The organism is Bradyrhizobium sp. BRP19, assembly GCF_020194195.1.
GTDB lineage: Bacteria > Pseudomonadota > Alphaproteobacteria > Rhizobiales > Xanthobacteraceae > Bradyrhizobium > Bradyrhizobium yuanmingense.
Genome location: NZ_JADYVZ010000003.1, coordinates 794,541 through 810,723, shown reverse-complemented (window position 1 = coordinate 810,723; position 16,183 = coordinate 794,541). Strand labels below are relative to the sequence as shown.

The following is a 16,183-nucleotide window of genomic DNA, read 5'->3' as shown; positions in this document are numbered from 1 at the left end:
AGGTCCCGGGATAAATAGGCAGAAATGCCTGGGAGCTGAGATCGTGCCGACGACACTCGCGCGCACCTTTGCGGCGTTGAGCGCCATCAATGAAGCGATCCTGTACGCGAGATCGCCGGAGGAGCTGTACCAGAAGGTCTGCGACGCCGGGTTTTCGAGCGGGGATTTTCTGGCCGTTGCCGTTTTCCTGGTCGAGCCGGACGGCCGAAGGCTGCGCTACGCGGCCGGTTGTGGCGATGACGTTGCGCGGCTCCGCTCGATCGTGATCACGACGGAAGCCGGCACGCCAGAAGGAGCCGGCGTCGGCGGCGAGGCGTTTCGCGATCAGAAGCTGTGCGTCAGCAACGACTATCTGAACGATCCGCGCTCGCTGGCGTGGCGCGAAGGCGCCGCCAAGGCGCATATCGGTGCGGCCGCGGCGCTGCCGCTGCTCTGCAATGGCAAGAGCGTCGGCGTATTGTATGTGACGCGGAGCGAGGCCAACTCGCTGAACGAGCAGATGGTGTCACTGTTCGAGCGCATGTCGGCGAACATTTCCTACGCGTTGGACAATTTCGCCCGTGAGACCGCGCGGCAGACCAGCGAGCGGGCGACGCGGCGCCTCAACCGCATGTTCGGCGCCATCAGCGCCACCAACGAAGCTATCCTGCGCGCCAAGACCGAGCGGGAGCTATACCAGCTCGTGTGCGACGCTTCGGTCCACAGCGGCAAGTCGCTGGCGACCATCGTGCTACTTCGCGAGCCGGACTCGCACTGGATGAAGCCTGTCGCCGCCACCGGGCAGAACCTCGATCTCGTCACCCAGGCACGCTATTCGGTCGATCCGGACAATCCTTACGGCAAGGGTATCTCGGGCGAGGTGTTCCGGACGCAGAAAGCCATTGTCGAGGCCGATCTCGCCAGCCGCACCAGGGGCACGCCGTGGGAGCAGGCCAACGTCAACACCGGCGTCGCCGCCTGCGTGGTCGCGCCGTTGATCAGGCACGGCGAGAGCGTCGGCGTGCTGCTGTTCTTCATCAGCCGGTCCTGGGCCAAAGACGAGGAGATCGTCGCGCTGCTGCTGCGCATGGCCGAGAACGTCTCCTTCGCGATCGAGAATTTCGGCCGCGAGGCCGAGAAAGCCCGGATCTCCGCCGAAGAAGAGTGCCTGGCGCGCATGTATGCAGCGCTCAGCGCCACCAACGAGGCGATCCTGCGGGCACGGTCGCGGGCTGAGCTGTTCGACCTCGTCTGCGAGGCGACCGCAACGGGAGCAAAGTTCACCTCAGCCACCGTCGCGCTGGTCGACGATCGGACCGGGCTGCTGCGCGTCGTCGCCTGCTACGGCCCGAATGCGGATCAGGTTCGCAACTTCACGTTCTCCACCTCCGACCAGGTGCCCGAAGGGCGCGGCTTGACCGGCACCGCGTTTCGCACGCGCCAGCCCGCCGTCAGCAACGACGTGCTCGCCGACGACCGCATTGCGCCCTGGCAGGCCAGCGCCCGCCGCACCGGCATCGCATCCTCCGCGGCCTTGCCGCTGTTCAACGGCGACCGGGTCGAGGGCGTCTTTCTGTTCAACTCCCCGGAGCGCGGCACCTTCACGCCGGAGCTCGTCGAGCTGCTGCGCAAGCTTCAGGCCAACGTCGCCTTCGCGCTCGAAAGCTTCGACCGTGCCGATGAGAAGGCGCGGGCGGACAAGCAGCGCAATCGTCTGAGCGGAATGTTCGAGGCGCTGAGCGCGACCAACGAAGCCATCATGCGCGCCAAGACGCGCGAGGAGTTGTTCGACGCGGCCTGCCAGGCGGCCGTGCTCGGCGATCTGTTCGCCTCGGCGACGATCGGCATCATCGACGAAGCACGCGAACTCGTCCGCGTCGTTGCCGTCAAGGGACGCTTGCAGGAGCGCATGAGCGGGCGTACCTGCATCATTTCCGCCGACCATCCCGAGGGCCAGGGCATCATCGGCACCTCGCTGCGGACGTGCCGGCCCAGTGTGATGAACGATTATCTGAACGAGCCGCGCTCCGCATATTGGCGCGCGCAGGCCATCGAGGATGGAACGCGGGCTGCGGCGAGCTTCCCGCTTCTGAGAGCGGGACGGGAACCGGTCGGCATTCTGCTCTTCCTCGCACCGGAAGAGAATACGTTCACGCCCGATCTGGTCGAGCTGCTCGGGCGGCTCGCGGAGAACGTCTCCTTCGCACTCGACAATTTCGAGCGCGCCGAGGAGAAGGCCCGCACCGAAGCGCAGAAGGAGCGCCTGACGCGCATGTTCGCGGCGCTGAGCGCGACCAACGAGGCGATCATGCGCGCGAAGTCGCGGGCCGAGCTGTTCGACCTCGTCTGCCTTGCGGCGTCGAACGGCGCCAAGTTCACTTCGACCACGATTGCCCTGGCCAGACCCGGCACGGACCAGCTCGAGATCGTCGCCGCCGCAGGTCCCTCCGCCGGCACCACGCGCAATGTCCGTCTTTCCGTCGATCCCGAACGGCCGGAAGGGCGCGGCATGAGCGGCACGGCGTTCCGCACGCGCCAGCCCTGCATCAGCAACGATTATCTCAACGACGACCGCGTCCGTGTCTTCCACCCCATCGTGCGCGCGGACGGCGCGCGGTCGGGCGCCGCGTTTCCGCTCATCGTGCACGACCAGGCGGTCGGCGTCATGATCTACATGTCGACCGAACCGGCGACCTTCACGCCCGAATTCGTCGAGCTGTTGCAGCGCCTCGCCGACAACGTCTCCTTCGCGATGGAGAACTTCGATCGCGCCGACGAGAAGAACAAGGCCGACGAGCGCATCGAATACCTCGCCTCGCACGACAGCCTGACCGATCTGCCGAACCGCGAGACCTTCAACGCCCTGCTGCGCGAGGCGATCGATGCGGCGCAACGCCACGATCACCGATTTGCGGTGCTGTTCATTGACCTCGACCGCTTCAAGGTCATCAACGATTCGCTGGGGCACGAGGCCGGCGACCTGCTCCTGCTCGAAGTGGCGAACCGCTTGCGCGGCGCCCTGCGGGCGAGCGACGTGGTCGCGCGCCTCGGCGGCGACGAGTTCGTGGTGATCCTCGACCAGTGCGGCGAGATCGAGGACGTCCAGCGCATCGCCACCGGGCTGCTTGCCGCGCTCGCCGAGCCCATGCAGCTGGCCGGCCACGAGTGCCATTCCACCGCCTCGATCGGCATCGCGATGTATCCGGCCAACGGCTCCGACGCCCAGACGCTGACCAAGAACGCCGACATGGCGATGTACCTCGCCAAGGAGGACGGCAAGAACGGCTATCGCTTCTTCTCCAACGAGGTGAAGACGCAGTCGATCGAGCGGCTGTCGCTGGAGAGCGCACTGCGCCGCGCGCTGGAGCGCGAGCAGTTCTCGCTCAACTACCAGCCCAAGGTGGACATGGCGACGGGTCAGATCACGGGCGTCGAGGCGCTGCTGCGCTGGACGCATCCCGATCTCGGCAACGTCTCGCCGGCACAGTTCATTCCGCTTGCGGAGGAAACCGGGCTGATCGTGCCGATCGGCCGCTGGGTGCTGAAAGAGGCCTGCGCGCAGGCCATGGCCTGGCAGCGCCGCGGCCTGCTGCCGCTGTCGATGGCGGTCAACCTGTCGCCGCGGCAGTTTGCCGACGAGCATCTGTTGCAGGACGTGGACGAGGCGCTGGCGGCCTCCGGCATGTCGCCCGTGCTGCTCCAGCTCGAGGTCACCGAGAGCATGATGATGCGCAATGTCGGCCGCGCGCTGAAGGTGCTCGACTCCATCCAGAGCCGCGGCATCCGTCTCGCCATCGACGATTTCGGCACCGGCTATTCGTCGATGTCGCTGATGAAGCACTTCCCGATCGACACGATCAAGATCGACCGTTCCTTCGTGCGCGACCTGCCGCAGGATTCGGAGGATCAGGCCATCGCGCAGGCGATCATCAGCATGGGCAAGGCCCTCGGCATGACCGTCGTCGCCGAAGGCGTCGAGAACGCCGAGCAGGAGGCATTCCTGCGCGCCCATGGCTGCGACGAGATGCAGGGCTTCCTGATCTCCAAGCCGCTGCCGGCGCGGCAGATGGGCGAGCTGCTGCGGCCCATGGCGCTGCCCGTCGCGCCGCCGCTCCAGCCGGAAGCGGCCGACGAAGACGCAGCCTCAGGGCTGAAACGCGCTGTCGTCTGACGGCTGCGGGTGCAGCTCGCGCACCTCGTGCTCTTCCCCCTCGGCCTTGCTCGGAAAGTCCTGGGGACCGGTCAGTGACGTCTGCTCGGTGAACAGCGCGAGAATGGCGCGCGCGCCCTCGGCGAAGCTCGTCCCTTCGCTCACGTTCAACGCGCAGCAGCTTGTTGCGCTCATCGGCTCCTGGTCGTCGACCACGGCCATCGCGGGCCCCCACCACCAGGCGGGCGCGGGCGAACGCTCGTTCTCCGGCACCACATGCCAGCGGACGAACTCCTCCATCACGCGCTCGAATTCCAGGCGGGCAGCCTGATGCATGTGGTCGATGCTCCCGGAATCGCGTCCGACGAGGGGTCGACACGCTGACTAGATCGTCACGTCGCTCGGAAAAATCGGCTCGTGCAAGCGAACCGAACCATGAAAGGCCGACATGGCCGTCGGCAATGCGGATCGCGCGGCTGTCGGCAATGTGCCGGCGCAGCCGCGACAAGTCGTTCTAGCCGCTGCAGGGCACGGCAAGCAAGCGATCGGAGCCGCGATTGCCTAACGCGGCCTGAACGGATGCGCCTTCTGGTGCCAGGCCCAGGCCGTGCGGACGATCGTCGGTAGGTCGGAGTGACGCGGAACGAAGTTCAGCACCTTTCTTGCAGCAGAGGGATCGGCGACCAGAAAGGTGGGATCGCCGGCGCGGCGCGGCTTGATCGTGTGCGGCACCTCGCGCCCGGTCTCCTGCCTGATGGCGTCGAGGATCTCGCGCACGGAAAAGCCGGAGCCGGTGCCGAGATTGAAGCTGTCGCCGGCATGGCCTTGCTCCAAGAGCCTCAAGGCCGCCACATGCGCCGCCGCAAGGTCCGTGACATGGATGTAGTCGCGGATCGCGGTGCCGTCGGGCGTGTCGTAATCGTCGCCGAACACCGCGAACTCGACATGGCCCTGAAGCGCCATCATCGCGCGGGGAATGAGGTGGGTTTCGTTGTCGCGCAGCTCGCCGATGCCGCCGGCCGGATCGGCGCCGCTGGCGTTGAAATAGCGCAGGCAGAACGCGCCGAAGCCATAGGCCGTGCGGTAGTCGGCGAGCATGCGCTCGATCATCAATTTCGACGCGCCGTAAGGATTGATCGGCGCGCAAGGAAAGTCTTCCGGCAGCGCCTTGGAATCGGCGTTGCCGTAGACGGCGCCGGTCGAGGAGAACACGATGCGATGGCAGCCCGCGTTGCGCATCACCTGCAGCAGCGACAGCGTGCCCTGGACGTTGTTGATGTAATATTTCTGCGGGTCGGTCATGGATTCCCCGACGAGGCTCGCCGCCGCGAAATGCATCACCGCCGTGATCTTGTGGTCGGCGAAGGCGCGCGCCAGCGCCGCGCCGTCGAGCAGATCGCCCGTCACCAGCGGGCCCGATACGAAGCTGCGATGACCTGTCGAGAGATTGTCATAAACGACGGGCTGATAGCCGGCGGCGGACAATGCACGGCAGGCATGCGAGCCAATATAGCCAGCGCCCCCGGTGACGAGGACGGTCGGTCGGTCGGTCATGTCGTATTCTGCTCTTCTCTTAACGGAGGGGCCGGTTGCGGCTGAAGAGAAGATAGAGCGCGCGGGGGTTGGTGGTCAAATAACGCCAGAGCAGACGGCGCGGCTCGAGCAAGGTGCGCCAGGCCCATTCGAGCCCGATCTTCTGCATCCATTGCGGCGCGCGGGAACGACTGCCTGACAAGAAGTTGAACAATCCGCCGGATGTCTTGATGACGCCAACATTGGTCAGATGCGGCGTGAATTCCTTCACGAATGCCTGTTCGTTGGGCACACCGAGCGCGACCCACAGATAGTCCGGTGCCAGGGCGTTGATCTCCTCGACCTTGGCACGCAGCGCCTCGCCGCGCAGATAGCCGTGGCTGTGCCCGACGATTTTGAGACGTGGATACATTTTCTGGACGTTCGCGACCGCCGCGGCGTTCTCGGCCTCGCTTGCGCCGAACATGTAGAAGGTGCGGCCGGCGGCTTCGGCCTTGCGCGCGACGACGTGGAACAGGTCCGTGGTTGCGACGCGCTCCGGCAGCGGGAACCAGGATTGCAGCTTTGAAGCGGCGACCAGCGGCTGTCCGTCGGCGTTGATCAAATCGGCGGCACGGAACAGCTGCTCGGTCTGCGGCTCGGTCGAGCAGCGCGCCAGCACCTCGCCATTGGCCGAGGTCAGGAACAGCGGACGGCCGATGCGATGGTCGGGATTCGTCGCCTCGATCATGAAATCGGCGGTCTCTTCCAGGTCGATCGCGGCCATGCGAAGTCCGCCGACGGTGATTCTCGGCACCTCGGCAGTTGCTGCCCGTCCGTCGAGGTTGACGCGGCGCTCAAGCATATTGTCTGCCTCGCTGGCGCGTTTGCATTGCAGGGGTGAGCTCGTCGAGCACGACGCCGACGAGCTTGCGCTCGGCCGGGCCGAGCGCGGCCAGGATCTCTTCCAGGCTGTCGTTGACGTCGAGGCTGGTCGGCAGCACGGCCACCAGCGAGTCGATGTCCTCGAGCAGCTTGCGGCCGCCGGCCGCGAGCGGAATGGCCGGGCCGTCGAGGATCACGAGATCATAGCCGCCCGCGGAATGGGCCTGCACAATCGCCTTGTGGATGGCATCGGCGGCTTTGCCGGCGTCGCCTTCGGCGGCCGGCAGCACCGAGATGCCGTTGACCGTCTTGATCTCGCGCGCGTCCTTGCTGCCGATCGAGAGCCAGCCGAGCCTGCTCGGCTCGCTCTTGCCGGGACGGATGACCCTGTTCGTGAGCGAGCGCGCCTGATGGTCGGCATCGATCATCAGCACGCGGGCGCCGTCGCGTGCGGCCGCCAGCGCGAAGTTCAGCGCGGCCACGCTGCGGCCGCTGGTCTTGCCGGTGCCGACGAGCGCGACGACCGGCATCGCGTTGCCGCCGGCGCGCCGCGTCACCGCGGCGCGCATGTCGCGCCAGGCGTTGAGCAAGCTCGTCATGGGAAAGCCGGGGCGCAGCGTCGGCCAACCCAGCCGCGTGAGATCGACGCCGCCGCCGGTGGGAAGTATGGCGCCGAGCGTATGGATGACGTCGGCCTCCTGGAAGCGTGCGATCAGCGGCTTCTCGATCATTGGCTGCTCGACCATCGAAGGCTGCAGCGGGGGCGCGGCGAGCTCCGGCATCGACGGCGCAGCTTCAGGAGCGCGCGGGGCCTGGCGCGGCTGAGCAACCTCTGCAGCGCGCGGGAGCTCCGGTGCTCGGGACGCCTGCGGCGCTGGCGAGCGCTCACGCCGGGCGGGTGTCGGCGTCGCGGGCGCGGCTGCACCGGCGAAAAGCAAATCTGCAACGACGAACCAGCTCGATGCTGCGATCGCCCCGAAGATGAAGCCGATCATGGCGAACAGGCTCATGGCCGGCGGGAACGAGCGCCGCTGCGGCACAGTCGCCTCGCCGATGACGCGGGCGGCCGAGGTGTTCAGGCTCTCCTGCTCCTCGGTCTCGCGGGAGCGCTTGAGAAAGGACTGATAGACGTCACGGCTTGCGTCGGCCTCGCGCTCGAGCTCGCGCAGGCGCACGGCGGCCTGGCTGAGCTGAACGCTCTGCCGCTTCTGCGCTTCCAGCGCGCGGTTGAGCGAGGCCTCGAAGTGGCGGGCGCGCGTCAGATCGTTCTTGGCGGACTGGGCGAAGCGGTCGATCTCCTCGTTGATGGTGCGCTTGAGGTCCTCGACCTGCTTCTCGGTCTGGCGCAGCGCCGGATGGCGCGGGCCGAGCTCACCGGCCTGCTCCGCATATTTCTTCCGGGCGTCGGCATATTGCGCGCGCAAATTCGCAATGGTCGGCGATTGCAGCGCCTCCGGAATCGCGCCGGCATCGGCAGCGGTGCGGCGGCTCGCCTCGATCTGGTCGAGCCGCGCCTGCGCGTCCATCGTCGCCGCGCGGGCCGCGGAAAGCCGCTGGTTGCTGGCGGAGAGCTGCTGATCGCTGATCAGCGCATCCTGGGTGCCGACGAAATTGTTCTGGGCTTTGTAGGTCGCCAGCGCGGTCTCGGCGTTACGCAGCCGGTCGCGCAGCTCCTTCAGACGGCTGGAGAGATCGTTGGTGGCGCGCCGTGCCGCCGAAGCCTGCGACTTGCGGGACTCGGCGAGATAGGCATTGGTCAGCGTGTTGGCGAGCATCGCCGCCTTGGCGGGATCCGTCGACCAGACCTCGATGTCGACGATGAAGCTCTTCTCGGTTTTGCGGATCGCGATGTGCTTGTTCAACGCATCGAGCGCCGCGAGCTCCACTTCCCTCTTCTCCGCAGCGGAGGGCGCGCGCGGTTGCAGGCCGATCAGGCCGAGCAGCGACGACATCAGGCTCCCAGCCTCACCGCCTCCGAATTCCGGATCCTTGTCGAGGCCGGCCTGCTGGATCACCTGGAGCAGCACGCTGTTGGAGGTGATCAGGCGCGCCTGACTCTCCACCACCATGGCCATGCCGGTGACGTCCTGGGCCCGGGGCGTGAGCTCGCGGTCGACGAGCTGAAGCTCGCGCGGGTCGACATAGAGCTGAGCGGTGGCGGTGTAGCGGGGCGTCACGCTCTTGCCGATCGTGACGGCAAGCGCCGCACCGAGCAGGGCGGCCGCGGCGATCGCGACCTTCCGCCGCCAGAGCAGATTGGCGAGCTCCAGCACGTTGAAGCCGGCCTGAGGCTTCCGTTGCGCGGCCTCCGGTCTGGCTCGATCGATCGGCTGGCTATAATCAAGCATGATCCCCAGCTTTCATTCCAAGTGCCGCGGGCTGAGGGGTTACTCTTCGCTTTACGCCACGCACCCGGGATATAGGTGCCCAATCAACGCAACAGGGAAAATTAACCATACTCATTGAGGGACTATTCACCGAAATGGCAAACAAAGCGTTTAAGCGCATGCCATCCCTCGGCGCGTCCCTATGACGCCCGCGATACCCGCCGCTTCCAGGAATTAACGGTTCGTTACCGCGCGCAGCATGGCTGCGAGCCGTCGTTCGTCCGTTGGTGGGCCGCGCACGTGCCATCGCCGTCAGATCCTCCGAAGGATGACGTGATAGTCGCCGCGGCGGACGTCGGTGCCGCGCGGCAGCACGGCATTGAGCACCGCGGCGCCGGCGTCGACCAGGGCCGCAACCAGCGGCTTGCGCCGGCGCATCTCGGGATAGCGCGGACTCTCGACCTCACGACGATAGATCATCTCGAGGCCGTTGGCGGCCGCGAATGCTTCCAGCCGGGGCAGCGTCACCAGCGGATGGAAGAACGTCGGGAACGGCGGCTCGCCCGGCAGGCCGGCGTCCTTGATGCCGCGGACGTGCCGGTAGAACCAGACGTGAAACCAGTGCGGCGAATATTTGGTGACGACCCCGGAGAGCGAGCGCGGATTCGGTGCGCCGATCAGGATCATCCCGCCGCGCCTCAGCGCATCGCGGAAGTTCAAGAGCGCGGCGTCGACATGGGGCAAGTGCTCGATGACGTTGTAGCAGATCACGAGATCGAAGGTCTCGCGGGCGAAGCTGTAGGTCTGGACGTCGCCGAGGATCGCCTCGTCGGCGTAGGTGTTGTTGCGGACCTGGTCCTCGTCGATGTCGACCACGGTGACCTTGCTGCGGCTCAGCAATTCCGGTGGCAGAACGCTGCACGAGCCGCCGCCCGCCTCATAGATCGCGAGGCGGCCCTGCGGCAGCTCGCGGCACAGCACGTCGTGGACGGCGAGCAGGCTGTCGCGGGCTTCGCCCGGAACGAGATCATGGAGCGCCTCGGCATATGGTGCAGCCGCGGGGAATTGGATCGCCGTGGCTGTCGCGAAATCGATCGGGGCTGGCTTGTTCATGGATTCTGACCGCGCTTGTTCTATTCAAATTTACAGGAAAAAATGCGCCTGCCCGAAGAGCAAATCCGATGCCGCACCGTCTCACCGGTCGCAGTGCTTACGGCCCGGTTAATGCGCATGCGCATTAACTACGGTATTGTTCATGTTGGAGCGTTGTCGGCGCATGGACCGCCAATTGCAGCACGACGCGCGGCGAACTTGGTGGCTATGTGCCGCGCGGCAGCCGTTCATTTTGAAACGCATCTGTCCCGCGGCGATGTGCCGTCGTGGGACGCGCGATCGAAGCAGGGATTCTTCAATACATCTCGGACATCTAGATCTCATGACATTGATCCCGACAGACCTGTCTGCGGCCCGGATCGCGGATGCCGTGCGCGATCCCAACCGGGAGATCGTGGCGAGCTCTCGCGTCATCGACCTGTCGGTCGGCATCGTCGTCTGCGTTCCATGCTTCCGTCGTCCGCAACACCTGCGCCTGACGCTGGAGTCGCTCGCGAACCAGCGCACCCCGCGTTCCTTTGCCGTCGTCATGGTCGAGAACGATGCGGTGCGGCGCGAAAGCGCGCCGGTTGCCGCGGAGTTCTTGGCCGATGGGAGGCTTCAGGGCGTCTGCCTGATCGAGAAGCGACAGGGAAATTGCCAGGCGATCAATGCTGCCTTCGAGACGGCGCAGCAGCTGTTTCCCGCCGCCACCCGTTTCCTGATGATCGACGACGACGAGATCGCATCAAGCGACTGGCTCGAACTGATGGTCCGCACCGCGGAGGCGACCGGCGCCGAAGTGGTTGGCGGGCCGGTGCTGCCGGTCTTCGACGACGACAGCAAGCCCTGGCTTTCGCGTCATCCCGCCTTCTGTCCCGCCTACGACTACAGCGGTGCGGTGCCGCTGATCTACGGCTGCGGCAATTGCCTGATCACGCGGGCCGCCTTCGAGCGGTTCGACCGTCCCGCGTTCGACCTGCGCTTCAATTTTCTTGGCGGCGGCGATTGTGATTTCTTCGTGCGGTGCCGTGACGCCGGTATGCTGTTCCACTGGACGGCGGAGGCCGTCATCACCGAGACCGTGCCGCGTAGCCGCACCAGCCTCGGCTGGATCGCAAAGCGCGGCTTGCGCATCGGCGCGATCAATTATCGTGTGCAGTACAAAGCCGCCCCGAGTGCAGCAGCGCGGGCGCGGGTGTTTGCGCAGATGCTGGGCCGCTTGCCGCTGTCGCTGCTTCGCGCCGCCGCCTTGTTGCCGTCGTCGAAAGCCGTCGTCGCGATGCATCCCGTGATGGTTGCGTTTGGCGCCGCCCTGGCGGCCCTCGGCCTCGAGCCGAAGCCTTACGAGGCCTCGAAGATCGCGTCCTGACGCGGCGAGGATTAGATACCGAAACGGGCGAGGGCGACCCGGATTGCCGAGCGTGGCAGCGATTTGAGCGACTGCCGGCCGATCATCGCGAGATAAGCGAACGCCTGGCGATACCTGCCGAAGCGGACCGCTTGCATCGCCGAGTAGGTAACGAGATGAATCTCGGCGGCAAGGCGCAGCCCGGCTGTCATGTGCTCGGGCAGTCTCGCCAGGATCAATCCGTCATCGAACACCCGCGCGATGGCCGGGAAGAAGTCCTTCGGCGTCCGGATCGCGGCGTTCATGGTGTTGGTGGTGTGAAGACGATAATCGAGCAACAGCTCTGGCGCGAACGCGAACTCCCCGATCGCAGCGAGGCGGCACCAGCAATGCCAGTCCTCGCAATATTTGAGGGACGTATCGAAGCCGCCGATGGCGCGGAAAGCTTCCGCGCGTGCGAGCGCGATGCCGCCATTGACGATGAAATTGCCGGCGGCGAGCCGCGTCAGCACGTCTCCGGACGGCTTCCGGCGCCCCTTCAAGAGGCCGCGCCGGCCGATCTGGCGGCCTTCGCTGTCGATCGTGTTGTAGTCGCCATAGACGAGGACGGCGCGCGGCGCGCCACGCGCAGCAGCGAGCAGCGCCGCCACCGCGCCTGGGCGCAGGCGGTCGTCGGCATCGAGGAAGAGCAACCACTCGCCGCTTGCCTGTCTTGCGCCGAGATTGCGTGCGGCCGATACGCCCGCGGAATCGTTGTGGAACAAGTGCAGCCGCGGGTCACGCATGCCGCGGACGATCGCAACGGTTTCGTCGTCCGAGCCGTCGTCCACGACGATCACCTCGGTCACCTCGCGCTGCGCCAGAGCGCTGGCAAGCGTTTCGCCGACATAGGCCGCAACGTTCTTGGCCGGAATGACGACCGATACCGGTGTGGTCGAGCCGACCTGAAGCGGCAAGCGCGCCGGCGCTGCCGCGCGGGAGGCGGCTGGCAGTTCGAGAACCTCTTCAGCGGTGATCAAGCTACGGCTCGCCTTTAATGATCCGTTAACCAGGACCCCATGTGCCGCGCTGGTAATGCTGGCGATCTGCAAGTCCGGCGTGCGCGCATGATACTCGCATTCCGCTCGAACCGTTGCCGAGAAGGGCCGTGTGCCGCCGGTTTCGTAGAATAACGTTAAGCCGCTGGCATTAAGCCTGTGGCAAATTTGGAAGAGTGCGGCGGACTGCCTCGTGCGAGAATGCGCATCGGACTGCCGCGGATGGAATCCCGTGCCCGCAAACACGTTCGAACACGCCCCCGATACGATGATCCTGAACCTCTTTTACGAGGACAAGGATGACCGCTGGTTTCCGGGCGACCGGCATCTGCGTCGCATCGTTCGGCGGTTGTTGCTCGGCGAGCCGCGCATGAGCGGCCAGCTGCGCGTGTTCCTCAATCTCTGTGCGGGGCTCGACCGGCTCGGCATCCGCTATCGCGTCAACGATTATGGCTACATCGCGGAACATCCCGACGAGCTTGCCTGTATCGTCGGGCGCACGTTCCTGCTCGACAAGTTCCTATGGAAGAACCCGATCCTGCTCGGCGCTGCCGTCCACAATCATCCGCTCGATGACCCTGACTTGTTCCAGCGCCTACCGGTGAAGAAGGTCGTGGTGCCCGGTCCCTGGTACGTCGACATGTACCGGTCATATTGGCCCGAGACCGAGGCCTGGCCTGTCGGCATCGACACGAATCTCTGGGCCCCGTCGGCTCGAGCGCAAAAGACCGTGGATGTCCTGATCTACGACAAGGTCCACTGGGACCGCGAGCGCTACGCGTCGGAGATGATCGAGCCCGTGCGCGCCCGGCTCGTTAAGGAAGGCCGCTCGTTCACGGAGCTGCGCTACGGCAGCTACAAGGAAGCCGATTTTCAGGCGGCGCTCGCGCGTTCGCGCGCGATGATCTTCCTGTGCCAAAGCGAGAGCCAGGGCATCGCCTATCAGCAGGCCTTGTCCTGCGGCGTGCCGGTGTTTGCCTGGGATCCGGGCGGGCCATGGCGCGACCCCGACTATTATCCGCATCGCGTGCAGTTCGCGCCGGTGTCGTCGGTGCCGTACTGGGACGAACGCTGCGGGGTCAAGTTCACCGACATCGCCGGCTTCGAGACGGGCTGGGACAATTTCTGGGCCGGGTGCAGCGCGGGCGCGTTCGATCCGCGCGGCTACATCCTGGACAATCTCACGCTGGAGCAACGGGCGCTGCAATATTACGAGATCGCGCGGAGCATCATGCGGCAGCCCGCGATGTCGCAGACCTCCGCAAGACCCGTTGACGAAGCCTCGGAAGGGTTGAGCCGCGACCCCAAGCTTCACTGGCGTTACCGAATGTCTTGAGCCATGGACCGCAGTGCCGCCACCATGACCGACGTCGGGGCCCGATCGTTCGGCCATATCCTGCGTGATCGCCTCGCAGGGCTCGATGCCGTGCAGGTGGCGCGCTGCCTCGTCGCGGTCGGGGCGCTGCTGCTGGTGCTGGTGACACTCGATCCGTTCCCGGACCTGCGCAATCCCGACGTCACCATGGTCGTCGGCGGACGAATGGCGCTGACCTATATCGCCTGGGGTCTGCTGGCTGCGGTAGCTATACTGTGTGTCGCTGCCACCGATGCGCTCGCGCTGAAGAGCCTGGTGACGCCGCTGCATCTCTGCCTGCTGGTCTGGCTTGTGATCAACATCGTGTTCTCGGAAAGCCGCGGCGTTTCGATGCAGCGATTCGTGCTCACGGTCAGCGTGACGTCGCTCGCCATCGTGTTGCCGTTGCTGCCGCCGACGCGGCGCAGCTTCAACCTTTGCCTGGGCGGCGCCGCGCTCGTGCTGCTCGCGCTGTGCTATCTCGGCGTCTTCCTCGCGCCGCAATATGCGGTCCACACGGCGCTCGACGTCACCGAGCCGCAGCTTGCCGGCGACTGGCGCGGCAGCTTTGGCCACAAGAATATCGCCTCCGCCGTGATGACCATCCTGGTCTATGTCGGCATCTACCTGTCCGCCGTCGGCTCGTTCGTGATGGGGCCTGTGATCGCCGTGCTGGCCGGCACCTTCCTGATCTTCACCGGCGGCAAGACGTCCTCGGTGCTGTGCCTTGCGATCTACGTGCTCGCTTCGCTGGTCTATGTCACGCCAAGCCTGTGGCTAAAGCGGCTCATCTGCTTCGTGCCGCTGGTTGCGATGAACCTGTTGACCGTCGGCAGTGTCGTCAGTCCGGTGCTGGCGGCGATGACACGGCTGCTTCCGCTCGATCCCACCTTCACCGGACGCTCCGCGATCTGGGACTTCGCGCTCGCGGCCGTCGCGGAGAAGCCGATCATCGGCCACGGCTATTCTGCGTTCTGGGACGACGTGAGTGCGCGGGCCACCGCGGAAGGAGCCGAATGGGCGACATCGGCGGCGCACAGCCACAATAGCTACCTCGATCTCGCGGTCACGATCGGTCTGCCGGGGCTGCTGCTGGTGATCCTCATCTTCGTGCTCGCCCCGCTCCGCAATTTCCAGACGGCGCAGGCTCACAGCCGCAGTGGCGCACTGGCCAAGCTGTTCCTGACCGTGTGGCTGTTCGGCCTGTACTACGGTGCCACCGAGACCTTCCTGCTCGAACGACAGAATCCGATCTGGTTCATGTTCGCGCTGGCGGTGGCCGGCCTGCACTTCCTGGCGAGGTTCCAATGCATCGAGCAGACCGAGCCCCGCGCATGACCTTCCTCAGCGTTGATCAGCCCGACGATCTTGCGTCCAGCGCGTCGGCCATCGCGGTCGATTTCCTGCGTGACTGGCGGCACGCGGCCTCGCGCCTGAGCGCCGGGCACCGCACCGCCTTCCAGCATGCTAACTGGCTCGGCGCCTGGTACGAGTCGTTTCACGACGTCGCGCCACTGATCGCCGTGATCTCCGATGCTGCCACCGGCAAGGACATCGCAATCGTGCCGATGATCAGCCATGTCAGGCGCGGCATCCGCATCGTCGAGTTCGCGGACCTCGGCGTCTCCGACAACAACGCACCGATCCTGGCGCTCGATGCCGCGTTGGATGCGGGCGCGACGGACGCGATCAACACGGCGCTGATCGGCGCGCTACGCGCTCTGCCCGACCGTTTCGATCTGCTCCGCCTGAAGAAGATGCCGGCGGAGGTCGGCGGCAAGCCGAACCCGCTGGTATCGCTCGGCCGAATCGGATCCTCCTCGCTCAACGGCAATCTCGTGTTGATGGGCGACGACTATGGCGGCTATCAGGCCGCGATCAAGCGCCTGCAGATGCCGCGCTGCTGGCGGGTCTTCAGCCGTCTTGCCGGTGCGCGGTTCGAGATCGCCGCCGATGTCGGGCGTGCGCACGAGCTGTTGGACGTGATGGATCTCCAGCAGCAGGCACGCATGCAAAAGCTCGGCTCGCGGTTCGTTCTCAACGACGAGACACATGCGCGATTCTATCGCGAGGTCGTCCGCCGGGGCCTCGCGGGAGGTCATGCCATGGTCTCGGCACTGGTGTGCGAGGAAGGCATTGTCGCCACCGCGCTCGGCGTCAAGCATGGCGCGACCTATGTCCTGCTGCGCATCAGCCATGGCGGCGATCAATGGTCGAGCTGCTCGCCGGGTCTGCTCGTCACCGAGCGCACCCTGGCGGCGCTGCATGCGCAAGGCCTGCGCCGTTTCGACCTCAGCATCGGCAATCAGGACTACAAGCGGCGCCTCGGCGCCGAGAGGGTGCCGCTGACCGATGTCAGCGTCGCGCTGTCCTGGCGCGGTCTGCCCTTCGCCTGGCGCGATCACGCCGCGCAGGGCCTTCGGCGCTATCCGAAGCTCGCCTCCCTCGCGGCGAGGGCGATGGGCAAGGGAGCGCGCTGACGGGCGCCGTCTGTTT

At 65.9% G+C, this 16,183-nt stretch carries 11 protein-coding genes; 5 read left to right on the top strand and 6 right to left on the bottom strand.

What is annotated here, in order from left to right; translation table 11 throughout:
• Positions 1 to 43 precede the first annotated feature (43 nt).
• On the top strand, positions 44 to 4,150 hold the full coding sequence (locus tag I6F36_RS14090; protein WP_225149342.1) for a GAF domain-containing protein: 4,107 nt from the start codon (positions 44 to 46) through the stop codon (positions 4,148 to 4,150).
• On the opposite strand, the gene I6F36_RS14085 is transcribed toward I6F36_RS14090, so the two are convergent.
• The 5 genes from I6F36_RS14085 to I6F36_RS14065 all read right to left on the bottom strand — a co-directional run bounded on the left by I6F36_RS14085 (position 4,124) and on the right by I6F36_RS14065 (position 9,966).
• Positions 4,124 to 4,465 (bottom strand): hypothetical protein, encoded by a 342-nt coding sequence (locus I6F36_RS14085; protein WP_035997356.1) that lies wholly within the window; start codon positions 4,463 to 4,465, stop codon positions 4,124 to 4,126. The genes I6F36_RS14090 and I6F36_RS14085 overlap by 27 nt on opposite strands.
• Before the next feature lie 225 nt (positions 4,466 to 4,690).
• Complete coding sequence (gene galE, locus I6F36_RS14080) at positions 4,691 to 5,683, bottom strand: UDP-glucose 4-epimerase GalE (protein ID WP_225149341.1); 993 nt, start codon at positions 5,681 to 5,683, stop codon at positions 4,691 to 4,693.
• Between the two features lie 19 nt (positions 5,684 to 5,702).
• Entirely contained in the window at positions 5,703 to 6,506 is an 804-nt protein-coding gene (locus I6F36_RS14075; protein WP_036021077.1) for a WecB/TagA/CpsF family glycosyltransferase, read from the bottom strand.
• Positions 6,499 to 8,874 (bottom strand): Wzz/FepE/Etk N-terminal domain-containing protein, encoded by a 2,376-nt coding sequence (locus I6F36_RS14070; RefSeq protein WP_225171603.1) that lies wholly within the window; start codon positions 8,872 to 8,874, stop codon positions 6,499 to 6,501. The genes I6F36_RS14075 and I6F36_RS14070 overlap by 8 nt, the downstream gene beginning before the upstream one ends.
• Before the next feature lie 291 nt (positions 8,875 to 9,165).
• A complete protein-coding gene (locus I6F36_RS14065) occupies positions 9,166 to 9,966 on the bottom strand; it encodes a bifunctional 2-polyprenyl-6-hydroxyphenol methylase/3-demethylubiquinol 3-O-methyltransferase UbiG (RefSeq protein WP_036021083.1) in 801 nt (266 codons plus the stop codon).
• Between the two features lie 322 nt (positions 9,967 to 10,288).
• On the opposite strand from I6F36_RS14065, the gene I6F36_RS14060 reads away from it, so the two are divergent.
• On the top strand, positions 10,289 to 11,317 hold the full coding sequence (locus tag I6F36_RS14060; protein ID WP_035997377.1) for a glycosyltransferase family 2 protein: 1,029 nt from the start codon (positions 10,289 to 10,291) through the stop codon (positions 11,315 to 11,317).
• 11 nt (positions 11,318 to 11,328) lie between these two features.
• Here the strand turns inward: I6F36_RS14060 and I6F36_RS14055 are convergent, their stop codons facing one another.
• Positions 11,329 to 12,315, bottom strand: coding sequence for a glycosyltransferase (locus I6F36_RS14055; RefSeq protein ID WP_035997380.1), 987 nt, complete (start codon positions 12,313 to 12,315; stop codon positions 11,329 to 11,331).
• A gap of 250 nt (positions 12,316 to 12,565) precedes the next feature.
• Here I6F36_RS14055 and I6F36_RS14050 point away from each other — a divergent pair, with 250 nt between their 5' ends.
• Genes I6F36_RS14050 through I6F36_RS14040 form a run of 3 tightly spaced genes read left to right on the top strand, consistent with a single transcriptional unit; the run spans position 12,566 to position 16,167 of the window.
• Positions 12,566 to 13,669, top strand: coding sequence for a glycosyltransferase family 1 protein (locus I6F36_RS14050; protein WP_225171602.1), 1,104 nt, complete (start codon positions 12,566 to 12,568; stop codon positions 13,667 to 13,669).
• A gap of 3 nt (positions 13,670 to 13,672) precedes the next feature.
• Positions 13,673 to 15,025, top strand: coding sequence for an O-antigen ligase (locus I6F36_RS14045; RefSeq protein WP_225171601.1), 1,353 nt, complete (start codon positions 13,673 to 13,675; stop codon positions 15,023 to 15,025).
• Complete coding sequence (locus I6F36_RS14040; protein WP_225126566.1) at positions 15,022 to 16,167, top strand: GNAT family N-acetyltransferase; 1,146 nt, start codon at positions 15,022 to 15,024, stop codon at positions 16,165 to 16,167. Before I6F36_RS14045 ends, I6F36_RS14040 begins: the two co-directional genes overlap by 4 nt.
• Positions 16,168 to 16,183: the final 16 nt, after the last annotated feature.